The 25,830-nt window shown below is 61.5% G+C and carries 23 protein-coding genes; 14 read left to right on the top strand and 9 right to left on the bottom strand.

What is annotated here, in order from left to right; translation table 11 throughout:
- The first annotated feature begins 139 nt into the window (after positions 1-139).
- The 7 genes from U5822_RS11895 (at position 140) to yjgA (ending at position 5,880) form a co-directional block, all read left to right on the top strand.
- On the top strand, positions 140-1,672 hold the full coding sequence (locus U5822_RS11895) for an RNA polymerase factor sigma-54 (protein WP_322855837.1): 1,533 nt from the start codon (positions 140-142) through the stop codon (positions 1,670-1,672).
- A gap of 106 nt (positions 1,673-1,778) precedes the next feature.
- Complete coding sequence (hpf, locus tag U5822_RS11890; RefSeq protein WP_322855836.1) at positions 1,779-2,087, top strand: ribosome hibernation promoting factor; 309 nt, start codon at positions 1,779-1,781, stop codon at positions 2,085-2,087.
- An 87-nt stretch (positions 2,088-2,174) separates the two neighbouring features.
- Complete coding sequence (ptsN, locus tag U5822_RS11885) at positions 2,175-2,645, top strand: PTS IIA-like nitrogen regulatory protein PtsN (RefSeq protein WP_322855835.1); 471 nt, start codon at positions 2,175-2,177, stop codon at positions 2,643-2,645.
- Positions 2,646-2,673: 28 nt separating this feature from the next.
- Positions 2,674-3,558, top strand: a complete 885-nt coding sequence (gene rapZ / locus U5822_RS11880; protein WP_322855834.1) for an RNase adapter RapZ — start codon at positions 2,674-2,676, stop codon at positions 3,556-3,558.
- A gap of 7 nt (positions 3,559-3,565) precedes the next feature.
- Positions 3,566-3,835, top strand: coding sequence for an HPr family phosphocarrier protein (locus U5822_RS11875; RefSeq protein ID WP_322855833.1), 270 nt, complete (start codon positions 3,566-3,568; stop codon positions 3,833-3,835).
- Between the two features lie 115 nt (positions 3,836-3,950).
- Complete coding sequence (gene mgtE / locus U5822_RS11870; protein WP_322855832.1) at positions 3,951-5,312, top strand: magnesium transporter; 1,362 nt, start codon at positions 3,951-3,953, stop codon at positions 5,310-5,312.
- Positions 5,313-5,349: 37 nt separating this feature from the next.
- On the top strand, positions 5,350-5,880 hold the full coding sequence (gene yjgA / locus U5822_RS11865; RefSeq protein ID WP_322855831.1) for a ribosome biogenesis factor YjgA: 531 nt from the start codon (positions 5,350-5,352) through the stop codon (positions 5,878-5,880).
- Between the two features lie 18 nt (positions 5,881-5,898).
- Here the strand turns inward: yjgA and U5822_RS11860 are convergent, their stop codons facing one another.
- From U5822_RS11860 to U5822_RS11830, 7 genes are all read right to left on the bottom strand, one after another.
- A complete protein-coding gene (locus U5822_RS11860) occupies positions 5,899-6,738 on the bottom strand; it encodes a carbon-nitrogen hydrolase family protein (RefSeq protein WP_322855830.1) in 840 nt (279 codons plus the stop codon).
- A 16-nt stretch (positions 6,739-6,754) separates the two neighbouring features.
- Positions 6,755-10,495: a YhdP family phospholipid transporter gene (locus U5822_RS11855; protein ID WP_322855829.1), complete on the bottom strand. Its 3,741-nt coding sequence runs from the start codon at positions 10,493-10,495 to the stop codon at positions 6,755-6,757.
- A 40-nt stretch (positions 10,496-10,535) separates the two neighbouring features.
- Complete coding sequence (rng, locus tag U5822_RS11850; RefSeq protein ID WP_322855828.1) at positions 10,536-12,014, bottom strand: ribonuclease G; 1,479 nt, start codon at positions 12,012-12,014, stop codon at positions 10,536-10,538.
- Complete coding sequence (locus tag U5822_RS11845; RefSeq protein ID WP_322855827.1) at positions 12,011-12,613, bottom strand: Maf family protein; 603 nt, start codon at positions 12,611-12,613, stop codon at positions 12,011-12,013. The genes rng and U5822_RS11845 overlap by 4 nt, the downstream gene beginning before the upstream one ends.
- A gap of 2 nt (positions 12,614-12,615) precedes the next feature.
- Positions 12,616-13,092, bottom strand: a complete 477-nt coding sequence (gene mreD / locus U5822_RS11840; RefSeq protein WP_322855826.1) for a rod shape-determining protein MreD — start codon at positions 13,090-13,092, stop codon at positions 12,616-12,618.
- Positions 13,092-13,907, bottom strand: a complete 816-nt coding sequence (gene mreC / locus U5822_RS11835) for a rod shape-determining protein MreC (protein ID WP_425259409.1) — start codon at positions 13,905-13,907, stop codon at positions 13,092-13,094. Before mreC ends, mreD begins: the two co-directional genes overlap by 1 nt.
- 92 nt (positions 13,908-13,999) lie before the next feature.
- Positions 14,000-15,040 carry a rod shape-determining protein gene (locus U5822_RS11830; protein ID WP_322856923.1) on the bottom strand — a complete coding sequence of 347 codons (1,041 nt, stop codon included), beginning with the start codon at positions 15,038-15,040 and terminating at the stop codon, positions 14,000-14,002.
- Positions 15,041-15,298: 258 nt separating this feature from the next.
- Between U5822_RS11830 and gatC the strand changes: the two genes are divergently transcribed.
- The 7 genes from gatC (at position 15,299) to U5822_RS11795 (ending at position 23,074) form a co-directional block, all read left to right on the top strand.
- Positions 15,299-15,586: an Asp-tRNA(Asn)/Glu-tRNA(Gln) amidotransferase subunit GatC gene (gene gatC / locus U5822_RS11825; RefSeq protein WP_322855825.1), complete on the top strand. Its 288-nt coding sequence runs from the start codon at positions 15,299-15,301 to the stop codon at positions 15,584-15,586.
- Between the two features lie 29 nt (positions 15,587-15,615).
- Positions 15,616-17,073, top strand: coding sequence for an Asp-tRNA(Asn)/Glu-tRNA(Gln) amidotransferase subunit GatA (gene gatA, locus U5822_RS11820; protein WP_322855824.1), 1,458 nt, complete (start codon positions 15,616-15,618; stop codon positions 17,071-17,073).
- Positions 17,074-17,096: 23 nt separating this feature from the next.
- The gene (gatB, locus tag U5822_RS11815; RefSeq protein ID WP_322855823.1) at positions 17,097-18,548 is read left to right on the top strand and encodes an Asp-tRNA(Asn)/Glu-tRNA(Gln) amidotransferase subunit GatB; all 1,452 of its coding nucleotides are present in this window, start codon (positions 17,097-17,099) and stop codon (positions 18,546-18,548) included.
- Positions 18,549-18,827: 279 nt separating this feature from the next.
- Entirely contained in the window at positions 18,828-19,238 is a 411-nt protein-coding gene (locus tag U5822_RS11810) for a PilZ domain-containing protein (protein ID WP_322855822.1), read from the top strand.
- 170 nt (positions 19,239-19,408) lie between these two features.
- Positions 19,409-20,317: a sulfate adenylyltransferase subunit CysD gene (cysD, locus tag U5822_RS11805; protein ID WP_322855821.1), complete on the top strand. Its 909-nt coding sequence runs from the start codon at positions 19,409-19,411 to the stop codon at positions 20,315-20,317.
- Between the two features lies 1 nt (position 20,318).
- Positions 20,319-21,977, top strand: a complete 1,659-nt coding sequence (cysN, locus tag U5822_RS11800) for a sulfate adenylyltransferase subunit CysN (protein ID WP_322855820.1) — start codon at positions 20,319-20,321, stop codon at positions 21,975-21,977.
- 80 nt (positions 21,978-22,057) lie between these two features.
- Positions 22,058-23,074: a nucleoid-associated protein gene (locus U5822_RS11795; RefSeq protein WP_322855819.1), complete on the top strand. Its 1,017-nt coding sequence runs from the start codon at positions 22,058-22,060 to the stop codon at positions 23,072-23,074.
- Between the two features lie 19 nt (positions 23,075-23,093).
- Here U5822_RS11795 and U5822_RS11790 read toward each other — a convergent pair whose 3' ends face one another.
- Positions 23,094-23,690 (bottom strand): DUF2931 family protein, encoded by a 597-nt coding sequence (locus U5822_RS11790; protein ID WP_322855818.1) that lies wholly within the window; start codon positions 23,688-23,690, stop codon positions 23,094-23,096.
- Positions 23,691-23,693: 3 nt separating this feature from the next.
- Positions 23,694-25,709, bottom strand: coding sequence for a DUF2235 domain-containing protein (locus U5822_RS11785; RefSeq protein WP_322855817.1), 2,016 nt, complete (start codon positions 25,707-25,709; stop codon positions 23,694-23,696).
- Between the last annotated feature and the right edge of the window lie 121 nt (positions 25,710-25,830).

The raw sequence follows: 25,830 nt of genomic DNA, 5'->3' as shown, positions 1-25,830 counted from the left end.
TTGATGTTGCCGAGCAAGTAAACTCGGCAAAGAACTTGCTAGGCTTTTTATCTGTAACGGCAAGTAACGGGCATACAACGATTTTTTGAGTTTACCGCGATGCAGAGCGCTGATGAGTGACGGATTCTGAACCATGGTTATGAAAGCCTCATTACAGTTAAAGCTGGGTCAAAGCCTGACCATGACGCCCCAGCTGCAACAGGCGATCCGGCTACTACAGCTATCCACACTCGACCTCCAGCAGGAAATCCAGCAGGCGCTGGAATCCAACCCAATGCTGGAAACCTCGGAAGACGACGACCAGTCGGATTCGGACGCCTCCGCCAACGACAGCAACAGCGAGCAGGACAGCTCGACGTCGGACACCGGCACCGAGACCGCCGCCGACACCAGTTCCGACTGGGACGAATCGGAGAACGGACCGGACTGGAGTTCGGAGAATGACATCCCGGACAACATCCCCGACGACCTTCCGGTCGACACGGCCTGGGACGACATCTACCAGTCCGCGCCGGCACCGGCCGCGCGCAACGACGACGAGAACGACCACGACTTCGAAACCCGCAACTCACCCACCGAGACCCTGCAGGACCACCTGGAGTGGCAGTTGAACCTGACGCCCCTGAGCGAGCGGGACCAGGCCATCGCCCACGCCCTGATGGACGCCGTGGACGATCGTGGCTACCTGACCAGCGCCCTGGAAGACATCCACGCCGGGCTGGTGGACGACAGCGAAGAGGATCCGCTGGAGCTGGACGAGGTGGAAGCGGTGCTGCATCGGCTGCAGCACTTCGACCCACCCGGTGTCTTCGCCCGGGACCTGCAGGAATGCCTGCTGATCCAGCTCAATCAACTGCCGCCGGAGACCCCCTGGCTGGCCCAGGCCCGCCTCGTGATCACCCACTACATCAACCTGCTGGGCAACCGGGATTACGCCCAGTTGCTGCGCCGCAGTCGCCTCAAGGAGGATCAGCTGCGGGAGGTCCTGACCCTGATCACCGGACTGAATCCGCGCCCGGGCGACGTCATTGACCGGGCCGAACCGGACTATGTGATCCCCGATGTCATGGTGCGCAAGCACAACGGCCGGTGGCGGGTGGAGCTCAATCCGGAAATTGCCCCGCGCATTCGCGTCAATGCCAGCTATGCTTCTCTTATAAGGCGTGCGGACAGCAGTGCAGACAACACCTACATGCGGGACCAACTGCAGGAAGCGAAATGGTTCATCAAGAGCCTGCAGAGCCGGAACGAGACGCTCCTGAAAGTTGCCACCCGCATCGTTGAGCATCAGCAGGGATTTCTGGATCATGGCGAGGAAGCCATGAAGCCCCTGATTTTGTCGGACATTGCCCAGGCGGTTGAGATGCACGAATCGACGATTTCCCGGGTCACCACCCAGAAATACATGCACACGCCGCGGGGCATCTTCGAGCTCAAGTACTTTTTCTCCAGCCATGTCAGTACCGACGAAGGTGGGGAATGTTCTTCGACCGCCATCCGTGCAATGATCAAGAAACTGATTGCAGCGGAAACCCCGAAAAAGCCATTGAGCGACAGTAAAATTGCCGCCATGCTAGGGGACCAGGGAATCAAGGTGGCGCGACGGACCGTCGCCAAGTACCGGGAAGCGATGCATATTCCACCGTCCAACGAAAGAAAAAGACTGGTCTAGGACCGCCCTGCACTTTGGGGTCCTGGATCTGAACTTTGCCGGCGCGTGGTGCGCCGGCCCTCAGACCGGCCCACTGGGACCGGCACGATGACAACAGGAGACGCCTATGCAACTCAACATTTCAGGCCACCACGTAGAACTGACTCCCGCACTGAAGGATTACGTCTCGGATAAATTTGAGAAACTGGAGCGTCACTTCGACCACATCAGCAACTGCCAGGTAACCCTCCAGGTGCAGAAGGTGCGTCAGATGGCGGAAGCAACGCTGCACGTGGTTGGTGGTGAGATTCACGCAAAGGCAGAAAACGAGGACATGTACGCGGCCATTGACGGGCTGATTGACAAGCTGGACCGCCAGATCCTCAAGCACAAGGAAAAGAATGTAGACCGGATGCACGGCAACGGCGGCCGCTAGCCGACCGAGTTCGTGCATGTCATCTCATCGCGCTGCGGCAAGGTCGACCTGCCGCAGCCTTTTTTTTAACGGAACTGCAGTCGATTCATGAGCGACACATCCCTGACCATAGACAACATCCTGGCACCGGAGCTGAGCCTCTGCCGGGTCCCGGCTTCCAGCAAGAAACGGGTTCTGGAGTCCATCGCCGAGCGTATCCATGAGCACGACGGTGCGCTCAGCGAATCCCAGATTTTCAACAACCTGATCGCGAGGGAGCGCCTGGGAAGCACTGGTATCGGCCAGGGCATTGCCATTCCGCACTGTCGCCTGGAAGGTCTGGAGCACGTCGTTGGCGTGTTGATGACGCTGGAAGAGAGCATCGAGTTTGACGCCATCGACAATCAGCCGGTGGACCTGGTCTTTGCCCTGGTGGTGCCCAAGGAAGCCACCAGCGAGCACCTGGAACTGCTCAGCCAGCTGGCGGAAAAGTTCAACGACCGCACCTTCTGCGATCGCCTCCGGCAATGCGACGACGCCAACACCCTGTATCAGCGCATGACCGCGGCAAGCGAGTAACCCGATTCAGACTGGAGACCGAGCGTTCATGAAACTGATCATCGTAAGTGGCCGATCCGGTTCCGGAAAGAGTACTGCCCTTCACGTTCTTGAGGACCTCGGTTACTACTGCATCGACAATCTGCCGATCGGCCTGCTGTTTCCCCTCACCCGGGAAGCGGCGGAGCAGAGCTCGCCCGGCCGCCTGAAAAAGATGGCGGTCAGCATCGACGCCCGCAACCTGTCCGGCGAACTGGCCAACTTCGAGGACATCTATGGCCAGTTGCAGCAAACCGGCGTGTCCATTGAGGTGATCTTCCTCGACGCCGACGAGCAGTCCCTACTCCAGCGTTTCCACGCCACCCGCCGCAAGCACCCGCTCAGTGATGACAAGACCTCACTGCGCGAGGCCATCAGCAACGAGAAGAAACTGCTGGAGCCCCTGTCCAAGCTGTCCGACCTGCACGTCAACACCACCGGCATGTCCATGTACGAGCTTCGGGACATGGTCAAGCAGCGGGTGGTCGGCCGGAAGGATCAGGAGCTGGCCTTGCTGTTCCAGTCTTTCGGTTTCAAGCACGGCGTGCCCCTGGACTCGGATTACGTCTTCGACGTGCGCTGCCTGCCCAACCCTTACTGGGACAACAGCCTGCGGAAGTTCGTCGGTACCGATCAGCCGGTCATCGACTTCCTGGAAAAGGAACCCGCCAGCCGGCAGATGATCGACGACCTGATCGCGTTCCTGGAGAACTGGCTGCCCTCGTTCGCCGCCAGCAACCGCAGCTACATGACCATCTCAATCGGCTGCACCGGCGGCCAGCACCGCTCGGTCTACGTCAGCGAGCAGCTGTGCGCCCATTTCCGGAAGAACTACAGCAACGTTCAGGTTCGCCACACGGAATTGCCGCACCTGCAGACCCGGGGAGAGATCTGAGTCCGTCATGATTCGCCGCCCCATCACCATCATCAACAAGCTGGGCCTGCACGCCCGGGCCACTGCCAAGCTGGTGGCCACCGCCTCCGAGTTCGACAGCAGCGTTCGCATCAGCGGCAAAGGCCGGGAAGTGGATGCCAAGAACATCATGCAGGTCATGATGCTGGCAGCCAGCCAGGGCACCGACGTGGAGCTGATCGCCGAAGGACCGGACGAGGAGTCCGCCATCGAGGCCCTCACCGACCTGATCAACGACTATTTTGGTGAAGGCGGCTGAGGCCCGACGCGGTCACCGTCGCGAACCGCCGTCTGCGGGATTCACCTACAACTCTTTCTCACGTGTTAGGCCTAACTCCGCTATAATACAGGCGTTTTCTGACTGTGGGTGATCCATGACCGATATTCTGGAAAAAAGCCAGGCCCGCCAGCGCCTTCGCTCCCTGAGCGAAGCCCTGGACAGTGGCGCCTTGAAACAGGTTGCCCGCATCCTGAATGGCGGCTTGAGCCCCAGTGATATCGCCCACCTGCTGGAATCGTCGCCCCCGCGCCAGCGTGCCCTGCTCTGGAACCTGGTGGACAAGCAACTGGAAGGCGAAGTCCTCCAGTACCTGAGCGACGACATCCGGGGCTACTTCCTGAGCCAGCTGAATGCCCAGGAACTGGCCGACATCATCGAGGACTTCGAATCCGACGACCTCGCCGACTTACTGCAGCAGCTGCCGGACACGGTCATCCAGGAAGTCCTGGACACCATGGACGAGCAGGACCGACAGCGGGTCGAGGAAGTCCTGTCCTACCCGGAGGACACCGCCGGCGGTCTGATGAACACGGACACCATCACGGTGCGTCCGGACATCAGCATTGACGTTGTCCTGCGTTACCTGCGCCGGCACCGGAACCTGCCCCCGATGACCGACAGCCTGATCGTGGTCAGCCGACGGGACGAATTCATCGGCATGCTGCCGATCACCAAGATGCTGGTGTCCAACCCGGCGGCCACGGTGCGCGAGGTGATGGACACCGACATCGAGCCGATCCCGGTGACCCTGTCCGACACCAAGGTCGCGACCCTGTTCGAACGCTACGACCTGATTTCCGCACCGGTGGTGAACGACGACGGCCGGCTGCTCGGGCGCATCACCATCGATGACGTGGTTGACGTTATCCGGGAAGATGCCGACCACTCGCTGATGAGTATGGCCGGTCTGGATGAGGACGAGGATACCTTCGCCCCGATCTGGAAAACCACGCGGCGCCGGGCGGTCTGGCTGGGCATCAACCTGATCACCGCATTCATTGCCTCGGGGGTCATCGGCCTGTTCGAGGAAACCATCACCAAGGTGGTGGCCCTGGCGGTTCTGATGCCCATCGTCGCCAGCATGGGCGGCATTGCCGGCAGCCAGACCCTGACCCTGGTAATCCGGGGCATGGCCGTGGGCCAAATCAGCGGCGCCAACGTTGGCTGGCTGCTCAACCGGGAGTTCCTGTCCGGCGCCCTTAACGGCGTGTTCTGGGCGGTGGTGGTGGCAACCGCGGCCTCGGTCTGGTTCCAGGACCTGCTGATCGGCGCCATCATAGCCGCCGCCCTGATCATCAACCTGGTGGCCGCGGCGTTGGTGGGTACGGTCTTGCCCCTGTTCCTGAAATCCCGGAACATTGATCCGGCCCTGGCTGGCAGCGTCATCCTCACCACCGTGACCGACGTGGTCGGCTTCATGGCGTTTCTCGGCCTGGCCACCATTTTTTACGCCTAGCCGTTTATTTTCCTGACCGACCTCGACTGGACCTTCCATGAGTGACCACGATCACCCCCACGACGACGAAGAATTTGGCAAGAGCAAATCCCAGCTCAAGCGCGAGATGCACGCCCTGCAGGACATGGGCAAGCGCATGCTGGAGTTGAGCAATGATCAGCTCGACACCCTGCCCATCAGCGACACCCTGCGCGCCGCCATTGAAGAGTCCCGCCGGATTCGACAGAACGAAGCGAAGCGCCGCCATCTGCAGTACGTCGGCAAGGTGATTCGACAGGAAGACGACCCGGACGCCCTGAAACGGGCCATTGATGCGTTCGATGCCGGTAGCGAAGAGCATACTCGCCGCCACCACCTGGCCGAGCGCTGGCGCGACCGGTTGATCGCCGAGGGCGATTCGGTGGTGGGGGAATTCTTCAGCTACTGCCCGACGGCGGACCTGCAACACCTGCGCAACCTGGCCCGCAACGCCCGCAAGGACGTGGAGAAACAGAAGAACACCGGTCAGTCCCGCAAACTGTTCCGCTACCTGCGGGACTGCATCGACGACGCCGAGGCCGCGAACTAAGGCTGGACAGGCAACCGGCTATAACCGCCGATGCTCCCACACCGGCATGCGCCGGCGCAGCTCCCTCAGGTGGTCGCGGTCGAGCTCGGCGACCACCACGCCCGGGCCTTCGGCGTGCTCCGTCACCACCCGGCCCCAGGGATCGCAGATCAGGGAATGGCCATAGGTGCGTCGACGTTCACTGTTCTGGCCACCCTGGCCAGCCGCCACAACCCAGACCTGGTTTTCGATGGCCCGGGCACGAATGAGCGCGTGCCAGTGGGCGTCACCGGTTTGCCAGGTGAACGCCGAAGGCAGGCACACCCACTCCACCTCCCGGGCCCTGAGTTCGCGAAACAGCTCCGGGAACCGCAGGTCGTAGCAGATGGCCAGACCCAAGCGGCCGGCCGGGGTGTCCACGGTCACCACCTGATCGCCCGGTTCGAAGGTATCGGATTCCCGGTACTGGCCATGGGCGTCCTCGACCATGGCATCAAACAGATGAATCTTGTCATAGCGCGCCACTTCCCGGCCTTCGTCGTCGAACACCAGGCAGCTGGCCCTGACCCGGTCCGGAATCTCCGAGCCGTCAGGGCGCACCGCCAGTGGCAGGGAACCGCCGACGATCCAGATACCCAGGGCTTTCGCCTGGGCCGCCAGGAAGCTGCGGATCACCGCTTCAGAGCCCGCCTCGGTGCGACCGCAGTCGACCATCTGATGGGTGGAAAGGACGGCGAAGTTTTCCGGCAGCACGGCCACCGACGAGCCCCGCCCGGCCGCGTCCTGCAACAACCGGCGCGCCTCCTGCAGATTGGCTTCGATATCCCGGGTACTCACCATCTGAATGGCGGCAACCTGGCTGGCAACGGGCGTCGTCATAAAAAGCCTCCTGCTGTTATTGGCCGGTATCAAACACGCGTCTGAGGTCCACCCTGGGGTCATCCCAGGTACCGGTCACCCCGTAGGTGGCACTCGTCAGTTTGCTCAAAGGATCGCCCAGAATCTTGTCGAGCACAAACAGCGCCCCCCCGATCGGCGCGCCCGCGCCCATCAACAGGGCCGCCAGCGGCAGGTTCTGGGTCAGGGGCAACACCACCACCAGGCGCATATCCAGGTCTTCGGTGGCGACGTTGGTGGAGCCACTCAACTTGAATGCCCCGGAGGGCCCAACCACCTGAAGCTCCGGATCCATGGTGACCACGCCGCGCTCGAGCCGGGCCTTGCCGGAAATGGCGTCGAAGGCCACGCCCCGTTCGTACAGGTCGGAGAAATCGAGTTTGAGCCGGCGCCAGAGGGTGTCGGAATTGAGCAGGTTGAAAACCCGGAACAACTGGGCGGTGTTGTTCTGCTCCAGAATGATGCCCTCATCAAGGCGCAGGCTGACTTCGCCATTCAGTTCCGCCACTGCGATGTCATCCGGCCGGCCGGGCCAATCCAGATCCAGCTCAATCTTGGTGGCGGTGTTGGTCAGGGGAATCTGCGCCCCCAGCAAGCTGTTCAGGTCGGCCAGCTCACCGCCGGTGATCGAGCCGGTAAAGCGGCTCACCTGCCGTTCATCGACCAGGCTCCAGGTCATATCGCCCACCAGCGTGAGAGAATTCAGGCGCCCCTCAATGTTGGCCACCTGCAGGCGGTCGGGCTCCGGCCGCAATCGGAAACTCCAGTTACCCAGACTCTCCTCGGCCAGCCTCAGGTCGGCAATGGTGACATCCACATCGGGCCAGGAGCCCAGGTCCAGCGACCGAAAGGCCTCCAGCGACGCCGGCTCCGTCTCTGGCTCGGGGTCGCCAACCGGGTCGGAACCGGGCAGGCGTAGCGTCTCGAAATCGGCCATGATCAGGCTGCCGTCCCGGGGAATCGAAACCCGGCCCACGGCTCGCTCGGAGCGCGCGCTCACCACCCAGCGGTCGCCCAGATCCAGGGCCTCAATGGCGATGTTTTCCAGGGTGTGCCGGCCCAGGTACACATGGCCAACGGTTACTTCCACGCCCGTCGCCTGCTGGCGCACCTCGAAATACGAGCGGTTTTCCCACAATGCCCGTACCGACAGGCCCTCGGGGGCCTGGGGATCGACCGTCAGGCGCAGGGGCGCGGCTTCCTCGGCGCGCTTGGCCAGAGGCTCGGGCCAGTTGATGCTCACACCCTCAAGATCGCTGCGGATCTCGATCTTGGACACACTGTCGGCACCGATGTCCAGGCCCGCCGTGTACGACAGTGCCCCGTCCAGGCCATAGGTGCGCTCCGCGTCCGCGCCGGCCAGCGCCAGGGCCTCGGCCACCGGCAGCCGGCCCGACTGCCGCACCGTCAGGGCCGAGCCGGACGCGCTGCGGGCCAGGCTGATGGTCACCGGCGAGCCCAGAAACGAGGCATTGAGCGGCCCGCCGGAAAAACCGTTTTCGGAATGGTAGGTCAGGTTTCCGGTGATGTCCTGCCAGGCCAGGTCGGCCTGGGGATAGGCAATACTGGCCCCCTGAGCCTGGATGCGCGCCTGCACCACCGGGGACCGGCCCTCGGCCAGCGGGAGGTCAAGATCAAGATTCAACCGGTATTGGCCGCCATACCGCAAGCTCTCGGCTTCCGCTCCGGCCATCTCGCCGAGGGGGCTGTTGCGCAGCCAGAAATCAATGGCGGCCCCTGGCACTGCAGCCGCTGCCTGAACGCCAATGACCGTCCCTGCCTGCGAGGGCTCGACGGTGACCGTGCCGGAGGACAGGGCCAGACCGCCGGTTGTTGCCTGATCCAGCAGGACTCGCGCATTCCGGCCCTGCACCTGCACCTGCCCACTGGCGTCGGTCACCCGCGGCCAGCGAGGGTCATAGCTCACCGAGGCGCTGTCGAAGTCGTAGCGCATGGACGAGGCAAAGGAGCCGGAAGGCGCCTCGGAATCGATGCGACCGTGACCGTAATAGACTCCGCTGATCTGCGCCTGTTCGATGGCCGTGGTCAGCCAGTCGTAAAGCTGCGCATCCACCACCTTGGCAGGCACAAAGTCCGCCAGCATGGCTTGGTTGGCGTTTTCCACGCCGACCCTCAGGCCAAGATTGTCCTCGCCGTAGCGATCGAGCTTGAGGTCGAACGCGCCGGAGAACCGGGTGGTCTCGCCGTAAGCCATGCGCAGGTTGTCGGAATAGACCCGGGTGATGGGGCCATCGAGCTGCCAGGCCACCAGGCCTTCGAGCTCGGAAAAGCTCCAGCCGGCGTTGAATAATTGGGGAAACGCCAGCGACACGGGGTCGTCGCCGGCGGCAATCTCGACGTAACCGGAGTTCCGGGTGACGAACAGGCTGCCCCAGACCCCGGTCGCTCCGGGCGCGCCACCGACCGCTTTCAGGCTAACGTTGCGCAGGCGACCGGAGAGTTCAAAGTCGCTGGCGTCGTCGGGCAGCCACAACAACACCTGATCCAGGTAGCCCCTGGGCCGGTAGTTGAGTAACGCGCGGGTCCCGGCCTCGGGCAGGATCGGCAGCAGCGACAGGAGCCGACGGGACGGCCCCAGCGGCAGGGCATCGGCGATCACCGTCACTCCACCGGGCTCCGGTGCCAATCGCAGGCTGAACGGCGACACCTGATCGCCGTTCCAAGTCCATTCCAGCTGTTTCAGATGCCACTCACCGGGCAGGTCGACGTCGCCGGTCCGCGCCTCCTCGCCCGGCGCTGCCGCCGTCCGACGCCAGCCAAATCGGGCGCGGATACCCTCGATCGGCGCCAGCGATTCTTCCCCCACCCCCAATTGCAGGTAGGGCGTGGTGACCGTGCCGCTGACCTGTTCCAGCTCACCCGCGCGGAAGGTCAACCAGGCCTCGCCACCGAGATCAAACCCCTCGACCCGGATGCTGCGCCACTGGTATTCGTCGATCAGGCCATCAAACAAGCGCCCGGAATCCACATCCAGGTACACCTGACCGGTGAAATCGCCCCGGAAGAAGTGTTGTCCGACCAGGCTGAAACTGGCCAGCTGCTCAGTGGTACCGCCCTTGATCGCGCGGCCCGAGGCCCGAAACAGACCCCGACGGTAGACCAGGTCCAGCTGGGGCACATCGATGTACCGCTCCAGACCTTCGTTGTCACGGATCCCCAGACTCAGGCGGGTGATTTTCACGTAGGGATCGGACAGCCACTGGCCGGCCAGCCGCAGCCAGTCGTTCAACCGGTTGTTGACCGGTTCCGGCAGGTCGGCACCGGGAACCCCCAGTTCGCCTTCTTCGGTCTGGTTCAGCGCCAGCTGGACGCCGTCGACCTCAAAGTCGTCGAAAACAAGCCGGAGTCGGCGCAGGGAAGACAGGAAATCAAACCGGACCCGGAGATGATCCACCTCGGCGATGGTGATGCCCGTTCTGGCGCTGGTGACCGAGATGTTGCGCGCGGTAAACGCGGGGTCAAGCCAGAACCACTGCGAGGACAGCCTGCCGATCGCCACCTCCTGCCCGGTGCGTTCCGAGAGTTCACGGGCCAGGTCATCGGCAAAGTTGTCGACGTTGCGCGTCAACTGGCGCCCGAGCCCCGCGTACAGGGCAAACAGCAGGAGCACCACGAGCAGCAACCACCAGATCAGGCTGGACAGTCTGGCCGCAAACCTCACTGGCGCACTTTCGGCCGGTTGCCCGGGGCCCTTGGCGTTGTGGTTGGCGGCAGACATCAGCTCGGCCTACCCGCCACGCCGTCCGGCAGCTCTCGGATCAGAGCAGCACCACATCGTACTGCTCCTGACTGTAGAACGGCTCCACCTGGAACCGGATGGTCTTGCTGATGAAGGTCTCCAGGTCGGCGACGTTGTCGGATTCCTCGTCCAGCAGCCGGTCGACCACACTCTGCGACGCCATCACCAGATAGTTCTCGGCGTCGTAGGCGCGATTGACCCGGAGAATTTCCCGGAAAATCTCGTAGCACACGGTCTCGCAGGTTTTCAGGAAGCCGCGGCCATCGCACACCGGACAGGGCTCGCACAGCACCTGACCGAGACTCTCGGTGGTGCGCTTGCGGGTCATTTCCACCAGACCCAGCTCCGACACGCCGGTGATCTTGGTCTTGGCGTGATCCCGCTCGAGCATCTTCTCCAGCATCCGGTGCACCTGCCGCTGGTGCTCGGGATCTTCCATGTCGATGAAATCGATGATGATGATGCCACCGAGGTTCCGCAGGCGCAGCTGTCGGCTGATCGCCCGGGCCGCCTCCAGGTTGGTCTTGAAAATGGTTTCTTCGAGGTTGCGGTGACCAACGAAGCCACCGGTGTTGATGTCGATGGTGGTCATCGCCTCGGTCTGGTCGATGATGACATAGCCACCGGACTTCAACTGGACCTTCCGACTGAGCGCTTTCTGGATCTCATCCTCGACCGAGTAAAGGTCGAAGATTGGCCGCTCACCAGGGTAATACTCGACCCGATCGGCAAATTCGGTGACGAACTCCTCGACGAATTCGATGACCCGCTGGTGGCTCTCGCGACTGTCGATGCGCACCTTTTCGGTCTGGGGCCGAATCAGGTCCCGGATGGTTCGGATGAACAGGGGCAAGTCCTGGTAGACCACGGCGGGCGCCTGCACCCGGGCAATGCGCTCCTGGATCGACAGACTCAGGCGGTGCAGGTAGGTCATGTCGCCGATGAGCTCTTCCGGCGAGGCCGCTTCCGCCGCCGTGCGGATGATGTAGCCCCCGTTAACCTCGGTGTCTTCCGCGGCTGCGGTCTCGACCAGGCCTTTCAGCCGGGCGCGCTCGTTTTCATCCTCGATGCGTTGGGAAATGCCGACATGGCTGACGCCGGGCATGAACACCAGGTAGCGGGACGGGATCGACAACTGGGTGGTCAGCCGGGCGCCCTTGGTGCCAATCGGGTCCTTGGTGACCTGCACCACCAGCGATTGTCCTTCCCGCAGCAGGGTGCGAATGTCCGGCACCGTCTTCGGGCCCTCCGACGGCTCATCGTCCGCGGACTGGGACACCACATCCGAGGCGTGAATGAACGCCGCCCGCTCCAGGCCGATGTCGACGAACGCCGCTTCCATACCCGGTAGCACCCGGACCACCTTGCCTTTGTAGATATTGCCGACGATGCCCTTGCGACTCGTTCGCTCGATGTAGGCTTCCTGCAGCATTCCGTTTTCAACGAGCGCCACGCGGGTTTCCACGGGCGTCACGTTGATCAGGATCTCTTCGCTCATGTTCGGCTCTCCAGACTGTTAGGCCAGTTTTCCCAGACCGGATGACCGGCGTTTTCCAGGAGCGCTGCGGTTTCCTGCAGCGGCAGGCCGACCACGGCACTGTAACTGCCCCGCAATTCACTAACAAAAATACCACCTAGGCCCTGGATTCCATAACTGCCGGCCTTGTCCATGGGCTCGCCACTGGCCACGTAGGCCTCTATTTCACCAGCTGACAGGGTGCGGAACCGGACGTCGGTGGTTACCACCAGGCTCCGGCACTGGCCCGCGCCTACCAGGGCAATGGCAGTCATCACCTGATGGACCTGACCGGACAAGCGCTGCAGGGTGGCCGCGGCATCGTCCCGGCTGACCGGTTTGCCGAGGATCACCTCGTCCAGGACCACCGAGGTGTCAGACCCCAGCACCAGGGCCTCCGGTGCGCCGGCCGCAACCGCCTCAGCCTTGGCCCGGGCCAGACGCTCGACATAGACCGCCGGCGACTCGCCGGGTATGGGGGTTTCGTCGACGTCGGCCGGCCGGATGGAAAAGGTCAGGCCGATCTGCCGCAGTAACTCCGAACGCCGCGGCGAGGCCGATGCAAGGATGATCCTGGCCATGCTTACCCTAATTTGCGATTGATGTTGTCCAGCAGGACGCAGAACACCGGCCAGACCAGGGCACTGGTCAACGCCGGCCAGAGGTAGCTGAATCCGGCGTCATCGGCGCCCAGCATCTGCTTGAGGAAGTGGACCAGCATCTGGTTAATGCCAAGCAACAGGAACACCATCAGGCACTGCTGGGGCATCGGGTACATGCGCAGACGCTGGTGCACGGTCAGCACCAGGAACGCCAGCAAGCCCATGGCGAGGGCGTTCACCCCCAGAGGGGTAGCCTCGAGCACATCCAGCAACAGGCCCAGACACCAGGCCAACAGGATGCCGAACTGCGCCGGGGCGCGAAAGGTCCAGTAAAAAACCACCAACCCCAGCCACTCGGGCCGGAACTCGAACCAGCCCACCGGAAACAGGGAAATACTCAGTACCAGCGCCGCCACGACCGACGACAGGAACACCGGATAACTGATTACGGACAACATCAGCCTGCCCCCTCCCCGTCGGCCAGGGTTTCATCTCGTTCGCCGGCGGTGGCCTCGTCCTGGCTCGCGGCCGGCGGGAACACCACCAGCACCAGGCGACTCTGGTTCAGCTCTGCCTTGGGCGTCGCTTCGATCGCCACAAAGGGCTCACCGGGCTCCTTGTTCAGCAGGCTGACCTCCGCGACCGGGTAGCCTCGGGGGAACCGGCCGCCAAGACCGGAGCTGACCAGCAGGTCGCCCTCGCGAATATCGGCGGTATCGGGCACGTGCACCAGGTCCAGGGTATTGGTGTCGCCGGTACCCAGCAGAATCGCTCTCAGGCCATTGCGCACCACCTCGACCGGCACCGCGTGACTGCTGTCGGAAACCAGCAACACCCGGGAGGTGATCTGACTGGTCTGCACCACCTGACCCATCAGGCCCTGGGCATCCAGCACCGCCTGCCCGGGACGGACGCCGTCACTGCGGCCCTTGTTGATCACCACTTCGTGGGAAAACGGATCCGGCGACACGCCCACCACCTCGCCGACGATGACCCGGTCATCCAGCACTTCCGAGGAATTCAACAGGCGGCGCAGTTCGTTGTTTTCGGAGGCCAGGGCGGCGTATTTGAGCGCGCGCCGTTCGAGGATCATGAGGCGGGCCCGCAGATCTTCGTTTTCCTGCTGAAGGTCTTCTTTATTGACGAACAGGCCGGCGACCCAGTCGCTGAATTCGTAGGGGGCGTTACCGAGCCAATAGACGGGAGCCAGGCCGGTGGCCAGGGTACTGCGAACGGAGGAGAGCTTGTCGAAACGCGCATCGGCAACCACCAGGGCTGCCGATACGAGAACGATGAGGAACAGTCTGAAGCCTGGTACCGGCCCCTGGACAAAGATGGTCTTGATGGCGATCCCTCCCTAAAGGCTTATCCCTCCTGGGAGAACATTCCAATGCCACCGCGATCGATCACTTCCAAAGCCTTGCCGCCGCCGCGGGCAACACAGGTGAGTGGATCCTCGGCAATAATCACCGGCAGGCCGGTTTCCTCACTGATGAGCTTGTCCAGGCCACGCAGCAGGGCGCCGCCACCGGTCAGTACGATGCCACGCTCGGCGATGTCCGATGCCAGCTCGGGCGGGGATTGTTCCAGGGCGCTCTTCACGGTCTGGACGATCTGGGCCAGGGATTCCTGCAGGGCGTCGAGGATTTCCTCGCTGTTCAGGGTGAAGGCGCGGGGCACGCCCTCGGCCAGGTTGCGGCCACGAACGTCGATTTCCCGGATTTCCAGGCCTTCGTAGGCACAGCCAATTTCGTGCTTGATGCGCTCGGCGGTGGAATCGCCGATCAGGCTGCCGTAGTTGCGACGTACGTAAGTGACGATAGCCTCGTCGAACTTGTCGCCGCCAACCCGCACGGACTCGGCGTACACGATGCCGTTCAGGGAGATGATGGCAATCTCGGTGGTGCCGCCGCCGATGTCCACGATCATCGAACCGCTGGCCTCTTCCACCGGCAGGCCGGCACCAATGGCCGCCGCCATCGGCTCTTCAATCAGGAAGACTTCCCGGGCGCCAGCGCCCAGGGCCGATTCCCGGATGGCCTTGCGCTCGACCTGGGTCGATTTGCTGGGCACACACACCAGCACGCGCGGGCTCGGGGTAATGAAGCTGTTTTCGTGCACTTTGTGGATGAAGTGCTGCAACATCTTCTCGGTCACCACGAAGTCCGCGATCACGCCGTCCTTCATCGGCCGGATGGCGGTGATGTTGCCCGGGGTACGGCCGAGCATGCGCTTGGCCTCGGAACCAACCGCAGCCACCATCTTCTGAGAGTTGTTGGTGCGGATCGCAACCACCGACGGCTCATTCAGCACGATACCGCGCTCACGCACGTAGATAAGGGTGTTGGCGGTGCCCAGGTCGATGGACAGATCGCTGGAGAATAGGCCTCGGAGTTTTTTGATCAACATTCGTGTAGTTTCAACCTGAGAGTTGCAGTCGCAGAAAAGATGCGGCAACTTTAGCAGTGAGCACCCGTGCAGGCAAGGCGCCAACGGGGCCTAAGCCTTACGGTTCACACATTTACGCCGCACGTTCGGGCCTCCCGCCGCCCCCGGAATCTGTTACCATACGCACTTTCTTTTTTGGCTACGGCAACCGGCCGTCCCCAGAGCGCTTTCCAGCGAACCTAATTACCGAAATTTCATCTATTTGGGAGGCAATGCGTGACCATTTCCCGAGAGGACATTGAAAAAGTCGCCGTACTCGCCCGCATCCGGGTCGACGACGAACAGGTCTCAGCCCTCGAGACCGATCTGGGCAACATCCTGGATCTGGTGGATCAGCTCAGTGCCGCCGACACCGACGCCATCGAGCCGATGGCACACCCCCTCGACGCCGTTCAGCGCCTGCGCCCGGACCAGGTGACCGAGACCGACCAGCGCGCCGCCTTCCAGGCGATCGCTCCGGCCACCGAGAACGGCCTCTACCTCGTGCCCCGAGTCATTGAGTGATCTGACGACCAGCGAATTCAGGAACCATCATGCACAACAAATCCGTAGCAGAGCTTTCCCGGGAGCTGGAAAGCGGCAAGATTTCAAGCGTGGAACTGACCCAGCAGTTCCTCGAGCGCATCCGCCAGGAAGATGGCAAGTACAACAGCTTCATTACGATCACCGAGGACCAGGCCCTGGCCGACGCCAAGGCCGCTGACGAGCAGCGGGCTGCCGGCAACGCCACCGCCTGGACCGGCATCCCCTTCGCCCACAAAGACATCTTTTGCACCAATGGCGTTCGCACCACCTGCGGCTCCAAGATGCTGGCGGACTTCGTACCGCCCTACGACGCCACCGTAACCGAGAACTTCCGTCGCGCCGGCGCCGTCAGCCTGGGCAAGACCAACATGGACGAATTCGCCATGGGCTCGTCCAACGAGTCCAGCCACTTCGGCCCGGTCACCAACCCCTGGGGCCTGGCCAAGGGTGAAAAGCGGGTGCCCGGCGGCTCCTCCGGTGGCTCGGCCGCGGCGGTTGCTGCCCGCCTGGTGCCAGCTGCCACCGCCACCGACACCGGCGGTTCCATCCGCCAGCCGGCGGCCCTGTGCGGCGTCACCGGCCTGAAGCCGACCTACGGCCGGGTGTCCCGGTACGGCATGATCGCCTTTGCCTCCAGCCTGGACCAGGGCGGCACCATGGCGCGCACCGCCGAAGACAATGCCCTGATGCTCAACGTGATGGCCGGTTTCGACCCGAAGGACTCCACCTCGCTGGATCGGGAGGTGCCGGATTACACCGCCACCCTGAACGAGCCGCTCAAGGGCTTGCGCATTGGCCTGCCCAAGGAGTATTTCTCCGACCAGCTCAGCCCAGCCATGGAAGAGCAGGTGCGCGCCGCCGTACGGGAGTACGAAAAGCTCGGGGCCACGGTCAAGGAAGTGTCGCTGCCCAACGCCAAACTGGCGATCGCCGCCTACTACGTGATCGCGCCGGCGGAGGCCTCCGCCAACCTGTCCCGGTTCGATGGCGTCCGCTATGGCTACCGCTGTGACGACCCCAAGGACCTGATGGACCTGTACACCCGCACCCGCGCCGAAGGTTTTGGTACCGAAGTGAAGCGGCGCATCCTGGTCGGCACCTACGCCCTGTCCGCAGGCTACTTCGATGCCTACTACCTGAAAGCCCAGAAGGTCCGGCGCCTGATCCGGCAGGACTTCATCAACGCCTTCAGCGAGGTGGACGTGCTGATGAGCCCGACCACTCCGTCGCCGGCGTTCATCCAGGGCGAGAAGACCAACGACCCGGTCACCATGTACCTTGAGGACGTGTTCACCATCGCCATCAACCTGGCGGGACTGCCGGCGATGTCCGTGCCTGCAGGCTTCGTGGACGGCCTGCCGGTGGGCTTGCAGATCATCGGGGACTACTTCTCCGAGGCCCGCCTGCTGAACGCCGCCCATCAATTCCAACAGGTGACCGACTGGCACCTGCGTGAGCCACAGTAAGCCCGAGACAGGAGAGTTTTAGCATGCAATGGGACATTGTCATCGGGCTGGAAATTCACGTTCAGCTCGCCACCCAAACCAAGATTTTTTCCGGTTCCAGCACCGCCTACGGGGCTGAGCCCAACACCCAGGCCAACGCGGTCGATCTGGCCATGCCCGGCACCCTGCCGGTACCCAACGAGCAGGCCTTCCGCTATGCGGTGATGTTTGGTCTGGCGGTCAACGCCGAGATCGAGCGTCGCTCGGTGTTCGAGCGGAAGAACTACTTTTATCCGGACCTGCCCAAGGGCTACCAGACCACCCAGCTCGAGCGGCCCATTGTCGGCCCGGGCTTTGTCGATATTGACCTGGCCAACGGCGACACCAAGCGGGTGCGGATTCACCACGCTCACCTCGAGGAAGACGCCGGCAAATCCCTGCACGAGGATTTCCACGGCATGACCGGGGTCGACCTCAACCGGGCCGGCACCCCGCTGATCGAGGTGGTCACCGAACCGGACATGACCAATGCCGAAGAAGCCGTCGCCTTCGCCAAGAAGCTGCACAGCATCGTGACTTCCCTGGGCATTTGCGACGGCGACATGTCCCAGGGCTCAATGCGCTTCGACGTCAACATCTCGCTCAAGCCAAAGGGCTCCGACAAGCTCGGCACCCGCACCGAGACCAAGAACCTGAACTCGTTCCGGTTCATGGAGCAGGCCATTGCCCACGAAGTCGAGCGGCAGATGGACATTCTCGAGGACGGCGGCGACATCGTGCAGGAAACCCGGCTGTACAACGGCGACCGCGACGAGTCCCGCTCCATGCGGACCAAGGAAGAAGCCAATGACTACCGCTACTTCCCCTGCCCGGACCTGCTGCCGGTGGAAATCGATGACACCTTCATCGACGACGCCCGCCAGCGCCTGCCCGAACTGCCGGACGCCCGCAAGGCCCGGTTCAAGGAGCAGTATGGTCTGAACGACTACGACGCCAGCCTGCTCAGCGGCGACTCCAAGCTGGCCGCCTTCTTCGAGGAAGCGATCAGCCACGGCAAAGACGCCAAGCTGACCGCCAACTGGGTACAGGGTGAATTCTCCGCGCGCCTGAATGCGGAAGAAAAGACCGTGGCGCAATCCCCGATCTCCGGCGCCCAGCTTGGCGATCTGGTGGTACGGATTGCCGACAACACCCTGTCCTCGGCCGGCGCCAAGAAGGTCTTCGAAGCGCTCTGGACCGGCGATGGTGACCAGGTGGACGCCATCATCGACGCCAAGGGCCTGAAGCAGGTGTCCGACACCGGCGAGCTCGAGAAAATGGTCGATGAGGTTCTGGCCGGCATGCCGGACCAGGTTGCCCAGTATCGCGGCGAAGACGACCCGAAGAAGCGCAAGAAAATGCTAGGAGGCTTCATGGGGCCGCTGATGAAAGCCTCCAAGGGCCAGGGCAATCCCAAACTGTTCAACGAAATCCTGGTTCGCAAACTCTCCGACTGACCCCAGTCACCCCGGGGCCGCCTGCGCGCGCCCCGGGACACCTCCTTCCAGCGCAGTTCCGATATCGGCTGCCAGCCAGTCCCGGCTTGATTCCGGCCGCCCTTCGCAAAATATGACGACTGTTTCAGAAAAACGACACAAATCTGCCATAAAAAGCGGCAGGATTCTTGCTGATCACAAAGTAAACAACTAGACTCTAAGGCGTTTAAGTGCGTTTTATTGAAGGAAATTATGGGAAAGGCTGCCGCATTCGAAACCAGTCACGCTAGACGAGTCACCATGAAACCTGTTGCCACCAAAACCAATTTGCGCAACCAACAGCGTGTCGACGTATCCACGGACATCACCATCGAAACCGCCGATGGCACCTGCCTGACCTGCTCCGTCGCCAACCTGTCGCGCACCGGGGTGATGATTTCCTGCAGCCAGGAAGCCGTGCGCGCGCTGATTCCCGGCCAGAAAAGCCCCGCACCGGGCAACTGGATTACCGTGAAAACCCGTTTCTCGGTGCCGGTGCTGGCGACCCAACCGGTATCGGTGATTGCCGATGGCAACATCGTACACATGCGCCGGGTGGCCCGGGACGAATTCCACCTGGGCATCCAGTTTGCTGAATTCGAGGGTAACGGCGCCGACTACGTCGACCGCTACGTCTCCAAACTGCTCGCCGACTCCCGAAACTCCGCCTGACCGAGGCAGCCCGGCTACCCCCATCGGCTAGGGCACCTCGCCGCCCCGGCGCTATATTATTATAACGCCAAACTCTAGTTGCTCCGCTTCTTATACCCTTGCCGGCTCTGGTATAGTATTAGGTCAAATTTGCACAGCCATCGAGGCCCGCACGGCGGCAACGGAACATCATGACCACATACAACCTCACGCACCTGAAACAGTTGGAAGCGGAAAGCATCCACATCATCCGGGAAGTGGCAGCCGAGTTCGACAACCCGGTCATGCTTTACTCCATCGGCAAGGACTCAGCGGTAATGCTGCACCTCGCCCGCAAAGCCTTCTATCCGGGCAAGCCCCCCTTCCCGCTCATGCACGTGGACACCACCTGGAAGTTCAAGGACATGATCGACTTCCGGGACCGCAAGGTTAAGGAATACGGTCTCGACCTGATCGTTCACAAGAACGAGGAAGGGATCAAGCAGGGGGTTGGGCCTTTCACCCACGGCAGTGCCAAGCACACCGATATCATGAAGACCCAGGCGCTCAAGCAGGCGCTGAACAAGTACAAGTTTGACGCCGCCTTCGGTGGCGCCCGCCGTGACGAGGAGAAGTCCCGGGCCAAGGAGCGGGTCTACTCGTTCCGTGACGAACACCACCGCTGGGATCCGAAAAACCAGCGCCCCGAGCTGTGGAACATCTACAACGGCAAGATCAACAAGGGCGAGAGCATCCGCGTCTTCCCGCTCTCCAACTGGACCGAGCTCGACATCTGGCAGTACATCTACCTCGAGAACATCGAGATCGTGCCGCTGTACTACGCCGCCAAGCGCCCGGTGGTGGAGCGCGACGGCACCCTGATCATGGTGGACGACGACCGCATGCCACTGAAGGAAGGCGAAAAGCCGATGATGAAATCGGTGCGCTTCCGCACCCTGGGCTGCTACCCGCTGACCGGCGCCATCGAATCCGAGGCAGACACCCTGCCGGAGATCATTCAGGAGATGCTGCTGGCCACCAGCTCCGAGCGTCAGGGCCGGGTCATTGACCACGATTCAGCCGGCTCCATGGAACAGAAGAAGCGGGAAGGGTATTTCTAAGATGTCACACCAGTCTGATCTGATTGCACAAGATATTCAGGCCTACCTGAAACAGCACGAAAACAAGGAACTGCTGCGTCTGCTGACCTGCGGCAGCGTCGACGATGGCAAGAGCACCCTGATCGGCCGCCTGCTGCACGACACCAAGATGATCTATGAAGATCACATGGCCAGCCTGAAATCCGACAGCGCCAAGATGGGCACCACCGGCGAGAAGCTGGACCTGGCCCTGCTGGTGGATGGCCTGCAGGCCGAGCGGGAGCAAGGCATCACCATTGATGTCGCCTATCGCTTCTTCTCCACCGACAAGCGCAAGTTCATCATCGCCGACACCCCGGGCCACGAGCAGTACACCCGGAACATGGCCACCGGTGCCTCCACCGCCCAGCTGGCGATCCTGATGATCGACGCCCGCCACGGCGTGCTGACCCAGACCCGCCGGCACTCGTATATCGCGTCCCTGCAGGGTATCCGCCACATCGTGGTGGCCGTGAACAAGATGGACCTGGTGGATTTCAGCGAAGAGCGTTTCAACGAAATCAAGGACGAGTACCTGGCGTTCGCCGCCAAACTCGGCCTCAAGGACATCCGCTTCGTGCCGCTCTCCGCCCTGGAAGGCGACAACGTCGTCAACCGCAGCGAGAACACGCCCTGGTTCACCGGCCAGCCGCTGATGGAAATCCTGGAGACCGTTGAAATCTCCCGGGACAAGAACCTGGAGCATTTCCGCTTCCCGGTCCAGTACGTCACCCGCCCGAACCTCAACTTCCGGGGTTTCTGCGGCACCATCGCCTCCGGCGTGGTTCGCCCGGGTGACAAGGTCATGGCCCTGCCCTCGCGCAAGACCAGCACCGTCAAAGACATCGTCACCTTCGATGGCAACCTTGAGGAAGCCTACATCGATCAGGCCGTGACCCTGACCCTGACCGACGAAATCGACGTCAGCCGTGGCGACATGCTGGTCAAGGCCGACGACGAGCCGGAAGTGGACAACCGCTTCAACGCCAACATCGTGTGGATGACCGACGCCCCGCTGGAGACCGGTCGCCTGTACGACATCAAGCTCGGGCCCACGTTTACCTCGGCTACCGTCAAGAAAATCCATCACCAGACCGACGTCAACACGCTGGAGCAGCAAGCCAACCCCAGCCAGTTGCAACTGAACGAAATCGGCCTGTGCGAACTGACCCTGAACCAGCCGGTGGCCTTTGACGCCTACCAGCGAAACCACGCCACTGGCAGTTTCATCGTCATCGACCGACTGACCAACGTCACCGTTGGCGCCGGCATGATTGCAGGCCTGGCCGACGATCTGGAGTCCCTGGACCCGGTTACCGCCGAAGAGCGGGAGCGCCGACTGGCCCAGAAACCCGCGATCATTGGTTGCAGTGGCAAGCAGGCGCCGGCCCTGGCGCTCGCCATGGAGCGCGCCCTGTTCGACCAGGGCAAGACCGCGGTGGTGGTGAATGAGGACAACGCCGGCAACGCCGACGACCGTCGTCGCACTGCACAACTGCTGTCGGCCCACGGCCTGATCGCCGTTGCGGTTAACCTGGGTTCCGATGTAGCCTCTGCCTCCGTTTCTGCCGACACCGAGCAGGAAATTCCTGCCGCCGTCGGCCAACTGGTTCAACAGTTGATCCGGAACAAGCGCATCTGACCCTAAGGGTTTCACACAAGCCCCGCTGGCCAGGTGTGCCTCCGGGGCTTTTTTTGTACCCGCAGCTAGAGATTCCGAGCATGGCCATCAAACACCTTCGCACCGCTTTTGGCAGTCAGTACCAACCGGGCCAGCCCGCCCGAATGCAATCCGGCGAGGCGCTTGCCGAACCGGGCGGCGACTACGAGTCCCTGCACAAACAGATGAAGCGCCTGTTCAACAGCAAACCCGGCAAGAAATACGGCCGGTTTTCGGAGGACATTGGTGAAAGCCCATTCAGCGGCTGGCTGAAGGACTACCTGGAGGACAAGCAGAGCTTCAGCTCCATGACCGACCGCCTGTTCGGGCAATGGCAGGAACTGCTGACCGGCTGCCAGGAGGAATTCCAGGGCCATTTGATGATCGTCCATGAGGCCCTGGCCGACGCCGAGGTGGTTTACCTGCTGATTCTGGAAAGCGACAGCGCCATGCGCTTTGACGGCAACCAGGCCCTGGACGCCACCGACGTACTGAGCCTGTCACGCCTTAACCTGGCGGTTCGGATTGAACTGGATGACTGGCGCAGCGAGAACTCTGCCGAGAACTACCTCACCCTGATCCACGGTCGCGGCACCGGCGAGCCCGGCGAGCTGTTTATCCGGTTGGCGGGCTTCACCAACCAAGTGGATGTTGAGAAAGAGACCATGACCTTTCTCGATGCCGTCGAAGCCTTCGCCAAGACATCGGAACCGGAAAAAGCGGGCGAGGTGCGCAGCAAGGCCTACGAATTCTGCAAGGAACAGCACGCCCTGGGCGAGCCCGTGGAGATCGAGGCGCTGTCCGGCTACCTGGATGAAAACGAACCCCAGAAATTCAAGGAATTCGCCTCCAAAACTGCCGAACTGCCGGAAAGCGGCGTTCTGCACCCGGACCACCGCAAGGTCAAAAAGCTGGTGCGCATCGCCGGTTCCGGCGGCGGCATGAGCGTGTCCTTCTCGTCCGACCTGGTGAACCAGGCGGTCTACTACGATCGCGACAAGGATGCCCTGACCATCACCCGCTTGCCAAAAGCGCTGCGGGAACAACTGCAACGGTATTTGGAGGCGCGGGAAGAGTGACCGCCTCCCACTTCTGACGCTACCACCCGGATAAGGGGATACCGTTTTCCTTCAGGTATTCCCCATGCTTGTCCCGATAGGTTTGCAGCAAGGCGGCATAGTCTTGCGGGTCACCTTGGATTTGATTGGCCTGGAGACGAGCCAACTCGACCTCGTTGCCGATTTGACCCTTGATCCAGACAACGATTTCACCGCCCGGGGCGAGACCGAAAACCAAGAAGCGTCGGGGCTCATGCCTGACCCCATTGGCTGTCTGAACAGGCGCAAGCTCGCGCATCCGGTTTTTCCACTCCGGTTTTACGGAGATCAGCCTCTGGTAATACTTTCTTTCCGACAAAGAGAACCACTGAAGAGCGATAAAATTAGGAAAAGGCTCCAGTCTTCCGGTAATTCCTTTCGGACCGTTAGGTCCGCGCCAGCAACAGTTCATTGTCCCAGCGGGATGATACCAATGCCGCACACCAGACAACTCTAATTCCACATGCTCCACCCAAACATCGTAATGCAGGGGCGTAGCAAGCTGAAAAAACCAATCTTCTTTCTCTTCATAACTATTCGAAGCACATCCGGGCATAGAAAAAATAAAGACCAAGATTGCTGGAACTATCCGATTCATTCCTTAATCCTTAGTTTCGTTCCAATAAATAGCTCGTTGGTATGAAGCCTCAGGCTGCGACGAGTGAAGAGCTCGGAATGGCGGTTCCAAGTATCCAATCTCATCCAATGCAAGCAACCTGAATGCATTGAAGTGGTGAGAATGGTGGACGTACCGCTGTTTTAGAAGGTCTCGGTGGGATTGCTCCAGAATTGGCACATTCTCACCGGCCAAAACCTTTGTTGAGAGCTCGTCATAAATGGCAGACAGTTCCGGCACGATTCCCAAGTCATCTCTCCCACCGAGATCTGACAAGGGCACACCTTCATGTGTTGCGAGACTGTGGATAAGATGCAACGGAACGCCCGACAGCCCCCCGAGAACCTTTCTCCTGAATTTCAATTCAAGGCTGACCCGTCCATAAGGTAAGGGGTGATGATCAAAGGTCTCATCAAGCTGAATAGAGGGTTGGGTTTCATCAGCCATCTGCAGACTGAAATCTCCAATCCAACCTGCGGCTTCCTCCCTCCTTTTTATTCCCTGCAAGTTGTCCCACTCCAAGGTTTTTCTTGGCCACTGGGTATCGCGACCTGTTACCTGCAATTCAGGATACAAGAGCAGGTCTTCTACTTGGACATCACTGTAACCCCCTCCTATGTCCGAGTGAGCTCCCGGCAAATATATTTCTCTGAAATTATGGGGAGTTTTATCCGCAGAGTTGCAAATGCTATTCAGTGCAAAGTTAGCCCTGAACTCATCCAACGCTGCAATGTGGACCACCCGCCCCAATTTTCCTGGATCCAGGTGAATATCCACCGGTTGATTTCTCTCGTTCCCCGCCGAAAAATCGAACCTGAGTGGATTTACAACCCCTGCAACTGTGTCAAATAACCCCATAAACCTCACGCTAAATCGACCGGACCAAAAAACGCCTGTATCTCGAAAAATCCGACCTAGCGCTCCCTCAGATCCAGAGAGTATCTCGTTTGCCGCATGCCTGGATGCCGCTGCGCCTCGACTGAAACCAAACAAATCAAACTGAATGCTGCGCACTTTGGAAATATCAACTTCGGCGCTCAATCGATAAGCCACCTCTGCGAAAGCTCTATCAACCTGCGCTTGAACGCCCGTCTCCCCGAGACCTGTGGCCATGCCCCAAAGCGAATCGTCGTCGCCCGAACGAGTTCCGACCCCGGGTTCGTATACCTTGATAAACACCTTCTTCACACCATCACGGACTTCTTCTCCGTCCTGATACAGCGAAAAGAGCTTTACAACATTGGTGGGCTCATTGGCGTAGCTCTCCCCAAGCAGCAATCCCAACCGGGTCTGGCACTCTTCAATATCTTGAGAGCGGCCGCGTAGGGGGATCAGGCACTCTTTTTCCAGGCGTTCCCTGAACTCCTGGATATTCTGGTAATTGTTCAGGGTTCCGTCGGTGAATATGCCGACAGTCAGATCGATCAGCTGGGCATCGTCACCGGGGCGCTCCTCTTCAGACTCAGCCGCGTTTGCAAGCGCAGCCACTCCTGCCGCCGCGCCCAATGGTAACGACAAGCGATGGTCCTTCGGACCAGCGTCTGCGGCCTGAGCTGAGTCGCGAGATTCCTTGCCCCCGGCATTGGAGGGTCCCGCCTGTTCCGCGAGGCCCAACGACTGGGGAGTCTTGCCCGCGCGGTTCAGTCGCTCAATACCATCACTTAGCGCGAGGCTGCGGCCAGCAGCGCCGGCAATCCAGGCGCCACCATGCCGGGCTCCCGAATCCGGCACCCAAACCGCCAGCGGCAACTGTGGTCGCTCTGGCGACAGCGCGTCGTGGACCAGAATAAGCTTCCCGCTTGCCAGGCCAGACAATACCTGGGCTCGAATCACCTCTGGCGGGGCAAAAGCGTTAAGCCCAGACAGACTGGCCCAGTTGAATTGAAGGGTTGGGGTGCCGGGATGAAGTTCCGAACGTTTGAAAAACTGGGCAGCCAGATCGGGCGATTCAGCGAACGGCAAGTCGCCCGCGTTGAGGCGAGCAAAGGGCTTGATGTGCATGACAGTCCTTGTCAGTTTCGGGCGAGATCCGTGGGCTATCCCTGCCCACGCCGCCAAGCATTGTGGGAAGCTTGGCAGTTACACTCAACGGTACTCAATCCGGCGGACACCGACAAGACGA

The organism is Marinobacter qingdaonensis, assembly GCF_034555935.1.
Lineage (GTDB): Bacteria > Pseudomonadota > Gammaproteobacteria > Pseudomonadales > Oleiphilaceae > Marinobacter > Marinobacter qingdaonensis.
Note: the sequence above shows the minus strand (reverse complement) of the source record. Positions and strands in the feature narration are given on the sequence as shown.